General features: G+C 34.6%; 22 protein-coding genes. 12 read left to right on the top strand and 10 right to left on the bottom strand.

The genetic code is table 11. The annotated features are described in order from the left end of the window. The first annotated feature begins 6 nt into the window (after positions 1 to 6). Both RBH94_RS10090 and RBH94_RS10085 read left to right on the top strand, forming a co-directional pair. Positions 7 to 633, top strand: coding sequence for a WbqC family protein (locus RBH94_RS10090; RefSeq protein WP_307880790.1), 627 nt, complete (start codon positions 7 to 9; stop codon positions 631 to 633). Continuing rightward, complete coding sequence (locus tag RBH94_RS10085; RefSeq protein ID WP_307880789.1) at positions 633 to 941, top strand: DUF6122 family protein; 309 nt, start codon at positions 633 to 635, stop codon at positions 939 to 941. The genes RBH94_RS10090 and RBH94_RS10085 overlap by 1 nt, the downstream gene beginning before the upstream one ends. Here RBH94_RS10085 and RBH94_RS10080 read toward each other — a convergent pair whose 3' ends face one another. The 8 genes from RBH94_RS10080 to RBH94_RS10045 all read right to left on the bottom strand — a co-directional run bounded on the left by RBH94_RS10080 (position 942) and on the right by RBH94_RS10045 (position 7,588). Further along, entirely contained in the window at positions 942 to 1,970 is a 1,029-nt protein-coding gene (locus RBH94_RS10080) for an endonuclease/exonuclease/phosphatase family protein (protein ID WP_307880788.1), read from the bottom strand. Positions 1,971 to 1,999: 29 nt separating this feature from the next. Further along, positions 2,000 to 2,842 (bottom strand): rhomboid family intramembrane serine protease, encoded by an 843-nt coding sequence (locus RBH94_RS10075; RefSeq protein ID WP_307880787.1) that lies wholly within the window; start codon positions 2,840 to 2,842, stop codon positions 2,000 to 2,002. Beyond that, a complete protein-coding gene (locus RBH94_RS10070; RefSeq protein WP_307880786.1) occupies positions 2,842 to 3,588 on the bottom strand; it encodes a rhomboid family intramembrane serine protease in 747 nt (248 codons plus the stop codon). The genes RBH94_RS10075 and RBH94_RS10070 overlap by 1 nt, the downstream gene beginning before the upstream one ends. A 3-nt stretch (positions 3,589 to 3,591) precedes the next feature. Beyond that, positions 3,592 to 5,598 (bottom strand): DNA mismatch repair endonuclease MutL, encoded by a 2,007-nt coding sequence (gene mutL / locus RBH94_RS10065; protein ID WP_307880785.1) that lies wholly within the window; start codon positions 5,596 to 5,598, stop codon positions 3,592 to 3,594. A gap of 3 nt (positions 5,599 to 5,601) precedes the next feature. After that, positions 5,602 to 5,886, bottom strand: a complete 285-nt coding sequence (locus tag RBH94_RS10060) for a riboflavin synthase subunit beta (RefSeq protein ID WP_307880784.1) — start codon at positions 5,884 to 5,886, stop codon at positions 5,602 to 5,604. A 17-nt stretch (positions 5,887 to 5,903) separates the two neighbouring features. After that, positions 5,904 to 6,158, bottom strand: a complete 255-nt coding sequence (locus RBH94_RS10055) for a hypothetical protein (protein WP_307880783.1) — start codon at positions 6,156 to 6,158, stop codon at positions 5,904 to 5,906. A gap of 161 nt (positions 6,159 to 6,319) precedes the next feature. Next, entirely contained in the window at positions 6,320 to 6,805 is a 486-nt protein-coding gene (ribH, locus tag RBH94_RS10050) for a 6,7-dimethyl-8-ribityllumazine synthase (RefSeq protein WP_188224283.1), read from the bottom strand. A 3-nt stretch (positions 6,806 to 6,808) separates the two neighbouring features. Next, positions 6,809 to 7,588, bottom strand: coding sequence for a tetratricopeptide repeat protein (locus tag RBH94_RS10045; protein WP_307880782.1), 780 nt, complete (start codon positions 7,586 to 7,588; stop codon positions 6,809 to 6,811). Between the two features lie 141 nt (positions 7,589 to 7,729). Between RBH94_RS10045 and recF the strand changes: the two genes are divergently transcribed. The 5 genes from recF to RBH94_RS10020 all read left to right on the top strand — a co-directional run bounded on the left by recF (position 7,730) and on the right by RBH94_RS10020 (position 10,467). Continuing rightward, entirely contained in the window at positions 7,730 to 8,809 is a 1,080-nt protein-coding gene (recF, locus tag RBH94_RS10040) for a DNA replication/repair protein RecF (protein WP_307880781.1), read from the top strand. Positions 8,810 to 8,814: 5 nt separating this feature from the next. Beyond that, on the top strand, positions 8,815 to 9,495 hold the full coding sequence (locus tag RBH94_RS10035; protein ID WP_307880780.1) for a 2'-5' RNA ligase family protein: 681 nt from the start codon (positions 8,815 to 8,817) through the stop codon (positions 9,493 to 9,495). Positions 9,496 to 9,533: 38 nt separating this feature from the next. After that, positions 9,534 to 9,830 (top strand): DUF721 domain-containing protein, encoded by a 297-nt coding sequence (locus RBH94_RS10030; RefSeq protein WP_240574914.1) that lies wholly within the window; start codon positions 9,534 to 9,536, stop codon positions 9,828 to 9,830. 98 nt (positions 9,831 to 9,928) lie between these two features. Then, positions 9,929 to 10,120, top strand: coding sequence for a cold-shock protein (locus RBH94_RS10025; protein ID WP_240574913.1), 192 nt, complete (start codon positions 9,929 to 9,931; stop codon positions 10,118 to 10,120). A gap of 155 nt (positions 10,121 to 10,275) precedes the next feature. After that, positions 10,276 to 10,467 (top strand): cold-shock protein, encoded by a 192-nt coding sequence (locus RBH94_RS10020; RefSeq protein WP_188216976.1) that lies wholly within the window; start codon positions 10,276 to 10,278, stop codon positions 10,465 to 10,467. 77 nt (positions 10,468 to 10,544) lie between these two features. Here RBH94_RS10020 and RBH94_RS10015 read toward each other — a convergent pair whose 3' ends face one another. After that, positions 10,545 to 10,964 carry a nucleoside-diphosphate kinase gene (locus RBH94_RS10015; protein ID WP_188224288.1) on the bottom strand — a complete coding sequence of 140 codons (420 nt, stop codon included), beginning with the start codon at positions 10,962 to 10,964 and terminating at the stop codon, positions 10,545 to 10,547. Positions 10,965 to 11,134: 170 nt separating this feature from the next. Between RBH94_RS10015 and RBH94_RS10010 the strand changes: the two genes are divergently transcribed. From RBH94_RS10010 to RBH94_RS09990, 5 genes are read left to right on the top strand one after another with little or no spacing between them, the layout of a single operon-like run. Continuing rightward, the gene (locus RBH94_RS10010; RefSeq protein ID WP_307880779.1) at positions 11,135 to 12,154 is read left to right on the top strand and encodes a bifunctional oligoribonuclease/PAP phosphatase NrnA; all 1,020 of its coding nucleotides are present in this window, start codon (positions 11,135 to 11,137) and stop codon (positions 12,152 to 12,154) included. After that, complete coding sequence (gene gldI / locus RBH94_RS10005; RefSeq protein WP_307880778.1) at positions 12,147 to 12,692, top strand: gliding motility-associated peptidyl-prolyl isomerase GldI; 546 nt, start codon at positions 12,147 to 12,149, stop codon at positions 12,690 to 12,692. Before RBH94_RS10010 ends, gldI begins: the two co-directional genes overlap by 8 nt. 49 nt (positions 12,693 to 12,741) lie before the next feature. Then, positions 12,742 to 13,869, top strand: coding sequence for a peptidylprolyl isomerase (locus RBH94_RS10000; RefSeq protein WP_307880777.1), 1,128 nt, complete (start codon positions 12,742 to 12,744; stop codon positions 13,867 to 13,869). A 42-nt stretch (positions 13,870 to 13,911) separates the two neighbouring features. Continuing rightward, positions 13,912 to 14,841, top strand: coding sequence for a prolipoprotein diacylglyceryl transferase (gene lgt, locus RBH94_RS09995; RefSeq protein ID WP_307880776.1), 930 nt, complete (start codon positions 13,912 to 13,914; stop codon positions 14,839 to 14,841). A gap of 1 nt (position 14,842) precedes the next feature. Further along, on the top strand, positions 14,843 to 15,337 hold the full coding sequence (locus RBH94_RS09990) for a DUF192 domain-containing protein (RefSeq protein WP_307880775.1): 495 nt from the start codon (positions 14,843 to 14,845) through the stop codon (positions 15,335 to 15,337). Here RBH94_RS09990 and RBH94_RS09985 read toward each other — a convergent pair. Then, the gene (locus RBH94_RS09985) at positions 15,334 to 17,706 is read right to left on the bottom strand and encodes an outer membrane beta-barrel family protein (RefSeq protein ID WP_307880774.1); all 2,373 of its coding nucleotides are present in this window, start codon (positions 17,704 to 17,706) and stop codon (positions 15,334 to 15,336) included. The two genes, RBH94_RS09990 and RBH94_RS09985, sit on opposite strands and share 4 nt — an antisense overlap. Positions 17,707 to 17,751 lie beyond the last annotated feature (45 nt).

The following is a 17,751-nucleotide window of genomic DNA, read 5'->3' as shown; positions in this document are numbered from 1 at the left end:
TATTTCATGAACATTATCATTCACCCAACCTATTTCCCGAGTATTGCTCATTTTGTAGCGATTGCTAATGCAGGACAGGTAACATTTGAAGTTGATGATAATTTCTTAAAGCAAACCTATCGCAATCGGGCTTATATTTACGGTGCTAACGGAAAACAAACCTTAAATATTCCTGTAATTCACACACAGAAAAACAGACAAAAATATAAGGATGTAAAGATTTTCAATGAAGACAACTGGCAGAGTAATCATTGGAAATCTTTAATATCTGCCTACAGAACCTCTCCTTTTTTTGAGTTTTACGAAGACGAACTTAAACCTCTTTTCGAAACACCTGCAGAAAACATTTTAGATTTCAACCTAAAATGTTTCGAAGTGATTTGCGATTGTTTACAATTAAATATAGCACCTTTAAAAACAGAAGCATTTCAAAAAGACGTTGATAATAACACCACAGATTATCGTTATTTAGTTCACGCGAAAAAAGAACAAGAACAACCGTTTGAACCATATACACAGGTATTTGATGATAAACACGGATTTATACCAAACCTGAGTATTTTAGATTTACTCTTTAACGAAGGGCCTAATGCCTTAACCTATTTAGAAAATCAAACCTTAGCACCACGATAATGCTTCAATTCATTGCTCATTACGGTTGCCATGTGCTTTTACCTCTTGCCGTTGCTTTAATTTGGTATAAACCACAATGGATGTGGGCTTATTTCATCATGCTGGCTGGTTTTTTAATTGATATTGATCACGTATTGGCCACACCTGTATTTAGCCCAGGCCGATGCAGTATCAATTTTCATCCACTACACAGTTATTATGCTATTGCAGTATATGTGTTATTATTAATACCGAAGAAAACACAATTAATAGGCTTAGGCTTGGTTATCCATATTATTGCCGATCTGGTAGATTGTTCCTTTATGTAATTATTCCGGTTGAAGTGCCAGAGTCGCCATAATGGGATAATGATCGGAATAATGTTCGTTATATGATTTAAACCCATTTACTGTAAAAGCTTCATCTGAGAAAATATAATCGATTCTAACAGGAAAGAATTTAAAATCGTAAGTTCTTCCGAATCCGTTTCCGGCTTCTTCAAAAGTATCATTTAAATCCCCTTTAATTTTTCGGTATACATACGAATAGGCTGTATTATTGAAATCACCGCAAATAATCATTTTGTATTTACAGCTATTTTTATGCTTTAGGAACAACTCTGTTTGAAACTGCTGCATTGTAAAGGTCGAACCGACGCGGTTAATTAAACGCTCAGAATCTTCATTCTTTAAGCTTTCAATTTTTGTATCAATACGTAACGATTCCAGGTGCACATTATACACACGTATCGTATCTTTTTGCTTGACAACATCTACAAAAATGGCATTATTAGAGGTATTTGGAAACGCTACCGAACCGGAATTAATAATTGGAAATTTTGAGAATATTGCCTGTCCGTGTTTTAATTTGTTCCCCGATATATTTTCGAATTTATGCTTGTAAAACGACAAATCTACTTCTTGATGTGGATGGAATTCCTGAATACTTAAAATATCCGGTGCTTCCTGCTTAATAAAACTGACCATTTTGGTTTGCACATCCGTATCAGAAATCCAATCATAAACATTGAATAACCTCACGTTGTAATTCATAACCTTAATGTTGTTTGGGTCTTCTACTTTTTTTGACGCCGCAAACTTATATAACGACCCAAAACAGAAATAGCCTATAGCTAAAACAAACAGTGATAAGAAGAATTGTCTTTTTAGCCTTAATAACCAATATAACAAGAATAGAACATTGCTTAGCATTAAAAATGGCACCCCCAAATTCAGTACCGATAATACCGCAAAGGTCTTAGGTGGTAAAAACGGTAAGGCATAAGAAAATAAAAGCACCAAGGCTACTACAGCATTAATGAGGTAAATAAGTTTATTGATAGCGCTAAGGTTCTTCATTGATTTGTTACAGTCTTATTGGCATGATATTATTTACCTGCTCTGAATAAAAACTCTTTCTCTTCGGCTGTAAGACTATCGTAACCACTTTTACTTATTTTATCGAGAATAACATCAATTTTCTTTTGAGTATTAAACTCATTAAAATCGGCTTTAGTATACCCACCTACTTTACTTTTATTTTTATGAACCGTTTTTAAAGGTCCTTTTTTAGATAACTTAATATTAGAAAACAGGTTTACTAAACTTTCAAAACCGCGACCAATATCATTACCTTTTACTAATTGCTTAGCATAAAAATAGCCTAACAAAGCACCGCCTAAATGCGCCAGATTACCACCAGCATTTCCTCCGAACAACCCTAACATATCTAAAACAACAATGGCAGCGCCTACATACCACAACTTAAGATTAAAAGTAAAAAACCGAATATCCTGATTGGGCATATACGCACAAATAAAAATAAGTAATGCTCTAACAGCTGCTGATGCACCTACTAATGTTGAATTTGTTCCGAAGAAACCCGGAAATAAAGAATACCCTAACAAAAACAACACACCACCACTCATGGCTCCTAAAAAGTAAATATTAATAGCCATTTTAGCGCTGAATAAGTTTAAAAACATCCGACCAATAATATACAGCCAGAGCATATTAAACAAAATATGTAAGGGAGCGTAATGTAAAAAAGCATAAGTAATAATAGACCACGGTCTTACTATAAAGTTTTCAAAATTACTAGGTAATTCAAACCACACCAGATACTTTCGAAGTAATAAACCTATAATAAAAACAACCACATTTGTGGCTATTATTTTCTCCAGCACATTAAGTCGTGCCAACTTATATTTTACATCATCTAAAAGACTCATTAATACCAGCGGTTTTGGTTAAACTGATTCTTTTTCCAGTACCACATGATTATAAACCCAATAACAGCGCCACCTACGTGTGCAAAGTGAGCAACATTACCTTGACCGAATATGGAATTACCAGACAAACCAGATACTAAATCTAAGATAATAATTCCAGGAATAAAATATTTGGCTTTTATAGGAATAGGTAAAAAGATCATCATAAGTTCGGCATTCGGGTTCATCATACCAAAGGCTGCTAAAATTCCCATAATACATCCGGATGCCCCAACCATACTACCATTATAGACTGGAAAAATGGTTTGTAAATCGGATAATTGCTGATTCGTTACACTACTCAATACTTTATTCTCTTGTAACATCTGTGTAATCTGATCGGATGTTAACCCCGAAGCCATTAAATCATTAAAACTCGGAATAAACTCTACATAATAAAAGCCCAATTGTAATAACACGGCACCTAAACCAGCAGAAAAATAAATGAATAAAAAGCGCTTACTTCCTAAAACCTGCTCTACAGGTGTACCAAACATCCAAAGGGCAAACATATTGAATAAGATATGTGAAATGCCGCCATGCATGAACATATGCGTTACAATTTGCCATGGTTGGAACATGTCATTTTTCGGAAAATATAAAGCAAACCAATCATAAAACACACCATTACCAATAGCCATGGTCCCAATAAACATAATCACATTAATTATGATTAGGTGTTTTACACTTTCTGAAATTCGCATCATAGTTTATATAAATTTTTTATCTAACTCGTCCACAGTCATGGTTATAAATGTGGTACGGTTAGCTGGTGACACACTTGGTTCTTTACAAGCAAACAGCTGATTTACCAAATGCTCTTGTTCTTCTTTTTCTAACGCCTGACCGGTTTTAATCGCTAAACTCTTCGCCATAGACTTCGCCATTAAATCGGTGGCACTAAAACTACTATCAGGCACTTCGTTTTCAACATCGCTAATAAGCTGTTCTAAAATAATAGATACTTCGCTTTCGGGAACACTAACTGGCACTCCGGTAATCTCAACTAAACCGGCTTGAATCTTAGCGAAAATAAACCCGGTTTGTTCTAAGTCGTTCTTTAAATCACGAATAACCTGCATTTCCTGATTTGAAAAATGAAGCTGAAGCGGAAACAATAACTGCTGACTAACCGCTTCTTTCACCGTCATATTTCTTAAGAACTTTTCATACAATATACGTTGATGCGCCTTGTTTTGGTCGATAAGCAACATCCCCGATTTTATAGTACTTACAATGTATTTATTATGAAGCTGATACGTAGTTTGTTTCTGCTCTACTTTGTTCTCTTCGGTAAAGGCAGACATGGTTTCTTCCTCGGCTTCAAACTTTATATGATTAAAATTTTGAGGTTGCGGACTTACAAATTCGGTTTGAGGATTGGTTTCTTCATAAGTTTCCTCGTCTTCATATTCCTCCTCTTGTTCCGTCTGTTCTTCATGATAAACATGTTTCAACTCAGATTCGGGAGAGGGAATAAATTCTGAATTGGCCTTCTTATAAATATCATTATCCGAAATACCGACACCTAAATCTCTGGAAAGGCTATCCCAAGATACCGCCTGATCACTTTTTTGAGCAATGGCTCTTACAATAGAATTAACCTCTTCTTTAAACGGGTTGTAATCGCGATCAACTTCAATGGTAGGGTTCTTTACCGGTTTCTTTTCTAACTCGTAAGGTGTATCTAAACTCGCATCGCGATCAAAATCTAAAACCGGAGCGATATTAAATTGCCCTAAACTGTGTTTCACCGCCGAACGTAATAACGCATACAACGTATGTTCGTCATCAAACTTAATTTCAGTTTTTGTTGGGTGAATATTAATATCTATCGACTGCGGATCGACCGTTAATTTTAAAAAGTAACTCGGATTGGTTCCATTTTTCAACAAACCGTCAAACGCAGCATTTATTGCATGATTTAAATAAGCACTTTTTATAAACCTGTCGTTTACAAAAAAGTACTGTTCGTTACGGGTTTTCTTAGCAAACTCAGGTTTACCAACAAAACCGCTAACCTTTAATACTTCGGTATCTTCTTCCACCGGAACTAATTTTTCGTTAGTTCTTGTTCCAAAAATATTAACGATACGCTGCCTATAATTTCCAACCGGTAAATTAAACGTTTCGCTACCATTATTATACATAGCGAAGTGAATATCAGGGTGCGCCAAGGCTACACGATGAAATTCATCTAAAACGTGACGCAACTCAACATTATCGGATTTTAAAAAATTACGACGAGCGGGAATGTTAAAAAATAAATTCTTTACCGAAATAGAAGTTCCTGTAGGTGTTACCACTACTTCCTGAGCCACCACTTTACTACCTTCTATAGCAATGCCGGTCCCTACATCATCTGTTTCCTGTTTGGTTCGTAACTCCACATGGGCAATAGCAGCTATACTGGCTAAAGCTTCACCTCGAAACCCTTTTGTATTTAACAGAAATAAATCTTCTGCACTGCGTATTTTAGAAGTCGCATGACGCTCGAAACTTAGTCGGGCATCTGTAGCACTCATACCTTTACCGTCGTCTATAACTTGTACAAGCGTTTTCCCGGCGTCTTTTATAATTAGTTTAATAGTTGTAGCACCGGCATCAATGGCGTTTTCTAACAACTCTTTTACAACAGAAGCGGGGCGTTGTACAACTTCTCCTGCGGCTATCTGATTTGCAACATGATCGGGTAAAAGCTGTATAATATCTGCCATGAATTATTTAAAAAATATAGATAAATCGAAATCGATGATGAATAAAAATATAAGCACAAGAATAGCTACAATAATTAAAATACGTCGGTTAGCATCCTTATCCTGATTATGCTTTAAATCATCTAATGCGTTGATTAATTTTGTTTTCAAGTTGGTATTGCCACCAACGGTTTTTCTGTATTCGTCAAATTTATGTTTAATCTCAAAAGGGTTACCTTCCTCTCCTCCGTTAAAATAACGAGGTGTATAGCTAAATTTTTTGTTCTTACGTGTTTTAAAAATGCCCATAATGTCTAACTTTTAGGTTAATTGAATTTTGAATCTAATATGTACATACAAATCAATAACAATACCAAAATTAATAGTAGTGTTCGTATAGACATGGCACCTTTAACGCGTCGTTTTGAAGTTCTGGTTTGTTCCCACTTTGAAATGAAATCGTGTTTTTCAGGAGCTTCTCCATCAGTAACTTCCTCGTTTTCCTTAGAAAAACGCGGTCGATAATTAAAGGTTTTATTTTTACGCTGATTAAACAAAATAAATGAATACTTACTCTTCAAAAGTACTTAAAAATAGGCAGAATCAAGAAAGACTATTGCCAAAAATTGTTAACAGATATCCTGTTAAAATGGTTGAAAACAAAAGAGATGCTTAGTGATTTTATCGACTAAGCATCTCCTCTATTATTATTTACACCGCTAAAAACTACTGTAGCAGCGTCTTAGCTATTATTACGTAACTCTGCCATTTTAATCGCTGCAATGGCTGCTTCGGTCCCTTTGTTTCCGTGTTTCCCACCAGAACGATCAATAGCTTGCTGCATAGTATTATCGGTAAGCACACAGAAAATAACCGGTGTTTCGTGTAACACATTCAAATCTTTTATGCCTTGAGTTACACCTTCACATACAAAATCGAAATGCTTAGTTTCTCCCTGAATAACACTTCCTATTACAATTACTGCACTTACAATTTGCTCCTGCATTTTCTTTGCGCCATAGATTAACTCGAAACTTCCGGGCACATTCCAACGAATGATATTTTCAGGCAATGTTCCGTTTTCTACTAATGCATCGTAAGCTCCTTGATATAAGCCTTCTGTAATGGTATCATTCCATTCAGAAACAACAATCCCAAATCGAAATTTCTTCGCATTTGGGATTGTAGCTTTATCGTATTCTGATAAATTTTTATTTGCCGTAGCCATATGTTATTTGCTTGCCAATACCTCGGCTTTACCAATAAACACATCGATAGTGGCTGCCTCAGCAGAGTTTGGATATTCTTCTTTAATTCTGTTGAAGTAATCTAACGCCTTACCTGCTTTATCTAACTCTAAAGCAATAGCACCTGCTTTGTATAAATACATTGGCGTTGTATACTCATTATTACGCATTTTAGCCGCTTGCTCGTAGTAATCTAAAGCATCTTCAGGTTGGTTTAACTGCACGAAAGCATCTCCAATATTACCTTTAGCTAATGGCGCTAAAATTTCATCTTCACTTTTAAAATCACTTAAATACTCAATCGCATTTTTGTAATCTTTTAATCTTAAATAAGCTGTACCTGCATAATAGTGTGCCAGATTAGCCGATGCAGTTCCACTGTACTCTTCAATAATATCTAACATACCGTATTTACCTTCACCTCCGTTTAAGGCTAAGTTAAATAACGAATCCTTTTCTACACCGTTTACAGCTTGATCAAAATATTTTTGAGCTTGGAACATATCGTTCATTGCATTTTCCTGCTTAGGTTTTGCAATAAACTCGTTGTATCCTAAATACCCTAAAACAACAACTGCCACAACACCAATAAACATGAAGATATATTTTTGATTTTTCTCAACAAACTCTTCAGTTTTAGATGCTGTTTCGTCTAACGTATTAAATACCTCTGCTGTTGTAGAATCTTGTTCGTATACTTCTTCTACAACGTCATTTTCTACCTTCTTTTTCGGTTTATAACCTCTCTTGTTATATGTTGCCATGTATTTATTCTAAAGTTAATGCCTCGCAAAAATATAATTTTTCTTCATATACAAAAGGTTATTTATTTGTATTTTTTCAATAATTTGCACCTCCTTTTTAAAGAGTCGCAACTCCATAACATGCTTTAAGCTACTTTTTTTATGATTTTAAAATCACTTTCATTATTAAACTATAAAAATTTCGAAAGTAAGTCCTTCAATTTCAACGACAAAATAAATTGTATTGTTGGTAACAACGGTATTGGCAAAACTAATGTACTCGATGCCATTTATCATTTATCTTTCGGTAAAAGTTATTTTAATCCGGTAGCGACACAAAACATAAAGCATGGCGAAGAGTTTTTCGTAGTGAATGGCGACTATATAAAAGATGATAAATCTGAAAAAATAATCGTTAGTCTGAAACGCGGACAAAAAAAAGTTATTAAACGTAACGGAAAGATTTACGACAAGTTTAGCGAACATATTGGTTTTTTGCCTTTGGTAATTATCTCTCCAGCCGATAGAGATTTAATTATTGAAGGTAGCGACACCCGCCGAAAATTTATAGACGGGGTTATTTCGCAAAGCGACAAAGTGTATTTAAACAACCTGATTAATTACAATAAGATTTTATCTCAACGTAATGCCTTGTTAAAATATTTCGCACTAAATCATACGTTTAACAAAGAAACCTTAGAGATTTACAACCAGCAGTTAAACGATTACGGCTCACAAATTTTTGAAAAGCGAAAATTGTTTTTAGAAACTTTTATTCCCATTTTCAAAGAGCGTTATCAAGCCATAAGTAACGGCAACGAAAATGTGGAGCTCGAGTATAGCAGTGGTTTGTTTGAAGATGATTTAAACACCTTATTACAAAAAAGTATTAATAAAGACAAAGCCTTACAATACACAAGTGTTGGTATTCATAAAGACGATTTAAATTTTAATATAGAAAATCATCCCATAAAAAAATTTGGTAGCCAGGGACAGCAAAAGTCCTTTTTAATTGCCTTAAAACTGGCGCAATTCGATTTTATAAAAGCACAAAGTGGTGTCAATCCCATTTTATTATTAGATGATGTTTTCGATAAACTTGATGAAAATCGCGTAACGCAGATTATTAAACTGGTTGACGATGCTAACTTCGGACAAATATTTATAAGCGACACCCATGCCGAACGCACTGAAAATGCAGTAAAACAAGCCCATCAATCCTACGAAATATTCAGACTTTAAAGCCTATGAATCTCGAAGAGCATTACAACAATCTATACAACACATCTATTGAAAAAATAAAAAACGACACTTACCACATTGATACTTTAATCGACTCGAAAAGCGACAACCGATTTGGAATCACCTTATTATTAAGACCTTCGGAAGCTGTTAAAACCAATATTGAAACGTTTTTAAGTGAATTAAAAGCCATTGAACCCAATCAATATTACTACGAAAGTTCAGATATTCATATTACAGTTATGTCTATTATTTCTTGTTATAACGGATTTCAACTAAACCAGATTAACATTCAAGATTACATTGAGGTTATCAAACAAAGTTTAATTGAATCCCCGATTATTGAAATCCATTTTAAAGGATTAACAGCATCACCTTCCTGTATTATGCTACAAGGTTTTATGAATAATTCTGTATTAAATGATATTCGTGATAATTTGAGACAAAATTTTAAAACTTCAACTTTAGAACAAAGTATTGATAAGCGGTATACCATACAAACGGCGCACGCCACGATTGTTCGATTTAAAAATAAATTAGAAAATAAAAATGCATTCTTAAAAACCATTGAAGCTTTTAAACATCATGACTTTGGAACGTTTCAAGTCGAAAAACTAGAATTAGTTTACAACGATTGGTACCAGAAAGAAGCACTTGTTGAAAAGTTATTTCAATTTGAACTCTAAAACATAGTACCTTTGCCACTTCTCAAGACTCCAAATTCATGGCAAAACGCAATAACGAACATATTAGCATATCAGACGCTTTAAAAGAATTTGTAGAAACCAACAAATTAGAAAAAGGTTTAGATAAAGTCAATGTAGCCGATGCCTGGGCAGACCTTATGGGTAATGGCGTAAATAATTACACCCGATCGGTTAATTTAGAACGTGATACACTTTATGTACAACTTAATTCTAGTGTTTTACGAGAAGAATTAAGCTATGGAAAAGAAAAGATTATAGTAATGATTAACGAGGCTCTTGGTAAAGAAATTGTTAAGAAATTGATTTTAAGATAACTACGTTTGAAAATAAAAATAATAAAAGCCTTCGATTTCTAACAAGCTGTACTTATTTACATTACCTTTGACCTTTAAATTTTTTATATACAAATACAATGAGTAAAGGTACAGTAAAATTCTTCAATGATTCTAAAGGTTTTGGATTCATCGTTGAAGAAGACAACAACAAAGAACATTTCGTACACATTTCTGGACTAGTCGATGAAATTCGTGAAGGTGATGTAGTTGAATTCGATCTACAAGAAGGTAGAAAAGGATTAAACGCCGTAAACGTAAAAGTAATCTAATACATATACTTTAACAATTACAACAAAAAGGCTATCAATAATTATTGATAGCCTTTTTTTGTGCGTAAACTTTTATTAAAAATTTTACACAAAAAAAATAAACTTCAAAAAATTTTATACTACATTTAACTCAATTAATAACTAATATTTCAATTATGAGTACAGGAACAGTAAAATTCTTCAATGATTCTAAAGGGTTTGGTTTCATTATCGAAGAAGGTTCAAAAAAAGAACATTTTGTTCACATTTCAGGTTTAATCGACGAAATTCGCGAAGGTGATGAAGTTGAATTTGAACTGAAAGAAGGTAAAAAAGGATTAAACGCAGTAAATGTAAAAGTAATTTAATATATACTATTTAATTTTTTTAAGACACAAAAAATCCCGCTATTGCGGGATTTTTAATTTTATATAAAGCGGTTTAATTAAAACTGCTCTCTTCCTGCAAAATGGAATGCACCTTCAATAGCAGCGTTTTCATCGCTATCACTTCCGTGAACTGCATTTTCTCCAACAGAAGCAGCGTATAATTTACGAATAGTACCTTCGGCAGCATCTGCTGGGTTTGTAGCACCAATTAAAGTTCTGAAATCTTCAACCGCGTTTTCTTTCTCTAAAATAGCAGCTACGATAGGTCCGCGAGTCATAAACTCCACTAACTCACCGAAGAAAGGACGCTCACTGTGAATTGCATAAAATGCTTCAGCATCAGCTTTGGTCATTTGGGTTAATTTCATTGCTACAATTCTAAATCCTGAAGCTGAAATTTTTTCTAATATTGCGCCAATGTGTCCGTTTTCAACTGCATCTGGCTTTAGCATTGTAAATGTTCTATTTGTTGCCATTTTTAAATTTTAGTGTTATTCTTTTTATTTCATCTAAAGCATTCTTAAAATTGTATCTGCTATTCTAAAATACTCTACAATGAAGGTCTTTTAATTTTGCTGCAAAAGTACGCTATTTATCAATAAAAACAAGCCTATGTAATTTTAAAAAAATTGTATCTTCGTCATCTATGAAAAATGAAGAAATAAGCAACATAAAACAATTGTTATCTACTGAAAAAAAGATAGTTATTGTACCACATAAAAATCCCGACGGTGATGCCATAGGATCTACTTTAGGCCTTTACCATTATCTTTTAAAAAGCAACCATCAAGTTCATGTTATCGCTCCTAACGATTATCCGCATTTTTTAAAGTGGATGCCCGATGAAAACAAGGTCTTAAAATACGATACACAAAAAGCTGAATCAGACGAACTGATAAGTGATGCAGACATTATTTTCACTTTAGATTTTAACGCCTTAAACCGTACCGGTATTATGGAAGCAGCTTTAGCTGAAAGTACAGGTATAAAAATTATGATAGATCATCATCAGGCGCCAGACGATTACGCCTTGTACACCTACAGCGATGTAAGCATGAGTTCAACCTGTGAAATGGTATATCATTTTATTGATATGCTTGGTGATAAAAATTTGGTTGATGCCAATATTGCATCTTGCCTATACGCCGGAATTATGACCGATACAGGCTCTTTCAGGTTCCCCTCAACCACAAGTCAGACACATCGTATTATAGCCGAACTTATTGATAAAGGCGCAAAAAACTCAGATATTCACAATAATATTTATGATACTAACAGTTACCATCGTTTACAATTATTAGGTTGTGCTTTAACCAATTTAAAAGTCCTTCCAGAACACAGAACAGCGTTTATCACGTTATCTCAAACCGAACTTAACAAATACGATTACAAAAAAGGAGACACCGAAGGTATTGTTAACTATGGTTTATCTCTAGAAAATATTGTTTTAGCTGCTATTTTTATTGAAGATAAGCAGGAAGGTATTATTAAAATCTCCTTACGTTCAAAAGGTGATTTTTCAGTAAACGACATGTCAAGATCTCATTTTAATGGTGGCGGACATATCAATGCTGCAGGCGGACGAAGCGAGTTGTCTTTAAGCGATACGGTTGAAAAATTTATTAGTATATTGCCTAGTTATAATAAAGCCCTGAACAATGAATAAATTTTTAACTCTAACCTTAATAACTTTGGCGTTTGCTTGTAAATCTCCGGAAGCAAGACGACCTGTTTCAGTTAAATCAGGCTCTTTCATTGATGCCTCTGTGGAGCGCAACAAAAAGCTAAATGCAAAAGAACAAGCTCTGATCGAGAAATTCATGACACAAAAGCAGGACAACGAATACATCGCTTCAGAAAGTGGGTTTTGGTATTTTTACAACACTAAAACAGAAATTGATTCCTTACAAACACCTGTCTTTGGCGACATTGTAAACTATAACTACGACGTAAAAACTTTAAATGGAAACACCATTTATTCCTTTGATGATATAAAAACCCGCAATTATACCATTGATAAAGAAGAACTTTTTACCGGTTTAAGAGAAGGCTTAAAACTGATGAAAACCGGTGAAACCGTTACGTTTTTATTCCCTTCACAAAAGGCTTATGGTTACTATGGCGACCAAAACAAAATTGGAAGTAATACCCCGCTTATGTGTCAAGTAACCCTAAATTCTATAACCAAAACAGAAGACGATTAGTTCAATAAAATATAAACCAACTATTTCCCATAAACAATTAAAAAACCACATGAAACAGTTAAAAATTTCAGTTCAACTATTTTTTGTAGTTCTACTACTTGCTAATTTAACCTCATGTAAAGCACAATACCCTGAACTTGAAGATGGTATTTATGCTGAATTTGTAACCAGTAAAGGCGTTATGGTCGCTAAATTAACCTATGATAAAACACCGGTTACCGTAGCCAACTTTGTGTCTTTAGCTGAAGGCACCAATACGATGGTCGCCGAAAATTATAAAAAGAAAAAGTTTTATAACGGCACCATATTCCATCGTGTAATAGATAGTTTTATGATTCAGGGTGGCGACCCTATAGGTAATGGCTCAGGTGGACCTGGATATAAATTTACGGATGAATTTTCTCCAGAGTTAAAACACGATAAAGTAGGTATTTTATCTATGGCTAACTCTGGTCCTAACACCAATGGAAGTCAATTTTTCATTACCGACAGAGCTACACCCCACTTAGACAATAAACACTCTGTTTTTGGAGAATTGGTTATTGGATTAGATGTTGAAGATAGCATTGCCAGCGTAAAAACAGATATAATGGATGCACCAATCGACACCGTCTATATTAAAGAACTAAACATCATCCGTAAAGGTAAAGATGCCAGAGGTTTTGATGCTCCGGATATTTTTGAAAATCATTTTATTGAGGCTGAACGCCTAGAAAAAGAAAAAGCTGCAAAACACGCAGCATTATTAAAAGCTACTAAAGAAAAATTTGAGCACCAAAAAGCAGAAGCCACTACCCTGCCTTCTGGTTTAAAATACTATATCAGCGAAAAGGGCGATGGTAAAAAATTACCAACCACCGCCATCATTTTAACTGACTATAGTTTATATATGGAAGACGGAAAACTCTTTGACACAAGTAAATTAGAAGTAGCCGAAGCACACGATATGGTAAATCCCGGAAAACGTGATGCAGAAATGTACAGACCAATAGAAGCCGAAATTAGCCCAGATGCGCGTATGATTCCTGGTTTTAAAGAAGGCTTGCAGCAACTTAGCGTTGGCGATAAAGCTACCTTATTTATTCCGTATCATTTAGGGTATGGCGAAATGGGTAATCGCGGTATTCCACCTCGTGCGAACTTAATTTTTGAAGTTGAAATTATAGAAGCACTTTAAACCAAAAGAACAACTTACACCTATTCAAGAAAAACAAAACTTATGTACCTATTAAAATTTGATTGGAATCCCGTAACAGGCATCGATATCATTGGAAATTTCAAATTACACTTTTATAGCCTCATGTGGGTAACCGCATTCGTTTTAGGCTGGTTTATTATGAAACGTATTTTCACCAAAGAAAAAGTTTCATTGGAATATTTAGACCCTTTATTTATATACACTGTTCTGGCTACCATGATTGGGGCTCGTTTAGGACATGTTTTGTTTTATCAATCTGAATTAATTTCTGAAGACTTTTTCAGTATCTTTTTACCATTCCGATTTAAAGGTGGCATTGAATTTACCGGATTCCAAGGTTTAGCAAGTCATGGTGCTGCCATTGGAATTATTGTTGGTATGTATTTATATCGTAAAAAATACAATTACAAATCCTTGCTTTGGATTTTAGATCGCGTGGTGATTTCTGTAGCTTCAGGTGCTGTATTCATTAGAATAGGAAACTTTATTAATTCTGAAATTATAGGAAAGGTAACCGATTCTGCTTTTGGTGTACGTTTTATTCAAGACCAATATTACAAAAGTCAGATTGTACAATTAACAGGTATTAAAGATGTACAGGAAGCTTACCATGCTGTAACAACAAATCCGCAGTTTCAAAATTTACTTGAGGCCGTACCTTACAGACACCCGGCACAATTATACGAGTCGTTCTGTTATATTTTTGTATTCCTGATTTTATGGTTTTTCTACTCTAAAACCACGAAAAAAGATCAAACCGGATTTTTATTCGGCTTGTTCCTAATCTTACTTTGGACCATCAGATTCTTTGTTGAGTTCGTTAAAGAACCTCAAGGCGACGAATACATCAACTGGTTTGGGTTAAACACCGGACAATGGTTAAGTATTCCGTTTATTATTATCGGTCTGTATTTCATGTTTGTTTACAAACCAAAACAACCTGTTGTTTAACATGACCTTTAACAGTTTAAAAATATATTATTTCTTACTTTCAGCCTGTATTACATTAAATGTTACAGGCTGTAAAGAAGAAAAAAAAGAAGTAAAGCAAACCGAAATTACATTCACCAAAGAAGGTGAGCTTACCATTTTTAAGGCCGATTCTACGCAGGTAAAACTGGATATTGAAATCGCCGATACCGATTTCGACATTCAAACAGGATTGATGTATAGAGATGCCATGAAACCAAAACAAGGCATGCTTTTTATTTTTGACGATGTAAGAGAGCGTTACTTCTATATGAAAAATACCAGAATCGCTCTTGACATTATTTATATTGACGAAAACAACAAAATTGTAAGTTTTCAGAAAAATGCTAAACCTTTTGATGAATCCTCTTTACCGTCTAATGCTCCGGCAAAATATGTATTAGAAATCAATGCAGGACTGTCAGAACAATGGCAGTTGTCTGTTATGGACAGTATCGGGTTTACAAAAACACACTAATGGCGTCGGCCTCCTGAGTATTCCATAGCTTCCCCTTTTCCAAAGCCATAACTAAAACCTACAGAAAAAAAGCGACCGCGCATGCTTCTGTTATACGACAAAAACGTGTCTTGCGTTGTATAACTTTCTTCAATTTTGGAAGCAAAGACATCACGAATACCAATATTCAACACCCCTTTTCCTTTTAATATTTTTTTACGTAATCCAAGGTCTAAAAAGGCCATATCACTAACATCACTTTGTATGTTTTGATAGCCCGACTGATAATTTCCTGTGACCTCAAAATCGATACTCGATGGAAGTTTAAATTTAGCCATTAGCTTCGAGGTCCATTGATCACCTTTAAAATCAAAAACACGATCTTCAAAAGTACCATCGCGCTTAAACCCATTATAATTAAAATCGATATTCAAGGTTAACCATTGTATGGGACTGTATTTGCTGTTGAATTCGATACCATAAGTACTATTCGTTCCAATATTTTCAGGACGTGTTGTGTTTACGTTGTTCACCGATGTTGTTATACGCTCGACCACATCGGTTGTGTAACGATGATACACACCAAAATTAAGAGCCGTTTTTCCAATATCGAAAATACTAGTCACTTCATACGAGTTGGTAAATTCAGGCATCAAATTGGGGTTTCCCTGACGGATACTAAAACTATTTCTAATATTAAAAAACGGATTTAGATCCCATAATCTGGGTCTAAAGATACGCTTGGAATACCCCGCCTGTAACGAAACGACTTCTGATATTTTATAAGACGAATGCAAACTAGGAAACAAATTTGAATAATTCTGATTGTTCTGTTCATTAGTATTCTCCAGTAAGGTTTCTAAATCGGTTTGCTCCAAACGAAGTCCCGCCTGTATACCCCACTTCTCACCTTCATAAGCACCAGTAGCATAAAATCCCAACACCTTTTGGTTGTAATTAAAAATGTTCGTTAAACCTTCATCTGTTTCAAACACATCATTAATTAAATTTTCAACCTGATAATCGTTGCTAACATCATTTAAAACATACTGAGCGCCAGTTTCCATACGCCATTGCTCCGAAAACGGTTTGGTATAATCTAATTTAAAAGTATAGGTGTTTTCGCTGAAATCTGCTCTCGTACGTTGAACAGCATCTCTATCTTCTTCTGAAATTGTAGTATCATTAAATAAAGAAGACTGATCTTTTGCAAAGGAATGCCCTAAAGCACTGAATAGCAAATCATGGTCTTCATGATCTTCAAAATCCTTTTTATATTGCAATTCATATTGCCATTTCGGGTTGGTTGCTTCCGTAGTTTCATTACGCTTCCATGACGAGACCAATGCATCGTCGGCATCGTACAATTCAAAATTATTTTGAGATGGCTGATCTTCGACTTCATAAGCAAAATTTCCAGACAACGTAATGACATTATTAGGATTAACATAATAATCTGTGCCCAGAATGACATTATAAAACTTTTCGTTTCGATACTGCTTACCCGTGTTATAAAGTTCTGTGTTATTAAATAAATCGGTATTTCTGTATTCACGATCTCTTGGATAACTGCGTCTTCCTAACCCCAATTGTGTAAATAAATTAAACTTTTCAGAGCGTCTATTTAAACTTAAACCGATACTGTGGTTATCGGGAACACCTGTATTTAAACTCACCGAACCATTAAGCCCTTTCCGTTCTTCTTTTTTAATTATAATATTAATGATTCCAGACGTCCCTTCGGCATCGTACTTTGCTGAGGGATTGGTAATAACCTCGATACTTTCAATCATGTCTGCAGTAATACTACCCAAAGCGCCTCCTTCATCGGTAAGAATCGATGGTTTTCCATTTATTAAAACCTGTACGCCGCTACTACCACGCAAACTAATAATTCCCTCTATATTTACATTAACCGAGGGTACATTATTAAGCAACTCTAAAGCACTAGCTCCCGTACTGGCAATATCTTTTCCTACATTGAATATGCGCTTATCTAACTTAAATTCTGTTCGGGATGTTTCTGCCCGAACTACAACTTCATCCAATTGTGAGGCATCTTCCTCTAAAGCAATCGTTCCTAAATCGATTGTGTGATTTTTAAGCTTAAATTCTGTAAATGTTTTTGAAATGAACCCCATGTAAGTCACTTCTATATAAAAATCAGACGCTTTGGTTTCCACCATAAAAGCTCCATCATCTGCCGTAATACCTCCAGTTATAGCCTGTTTTGTTTTAGTATCAGCCACCACAATCGTCGCATAAGCTAAAGGCTGCCGACTATTTTTATCGACAACCACGCCTTTAATTTTAATATTTTGTGATAGACCGTTTACACCTAATAATAGAGCAAAACCAAAGACTATATATTTTAATATTTTTGAATTCATTTTTAAAACTTAGCCTTACAAAGATGACTAATTTTAATGGAATGC

It is taken from the genome of Aestuariibaculum sp. YM273 (assembly GCF_030908365.1).
In the GTDB taxonomy this organism is placed as follows: Bacteria; Bacteroidota; Bacteroidia; order Flavobacteriales; family Flavobacteriaceae; genus Aestuariibaculum; species Aestuariibaculum marinum.
This window is presented reverse-complemented; position numbering and strand designations above follow the sequence as displayed.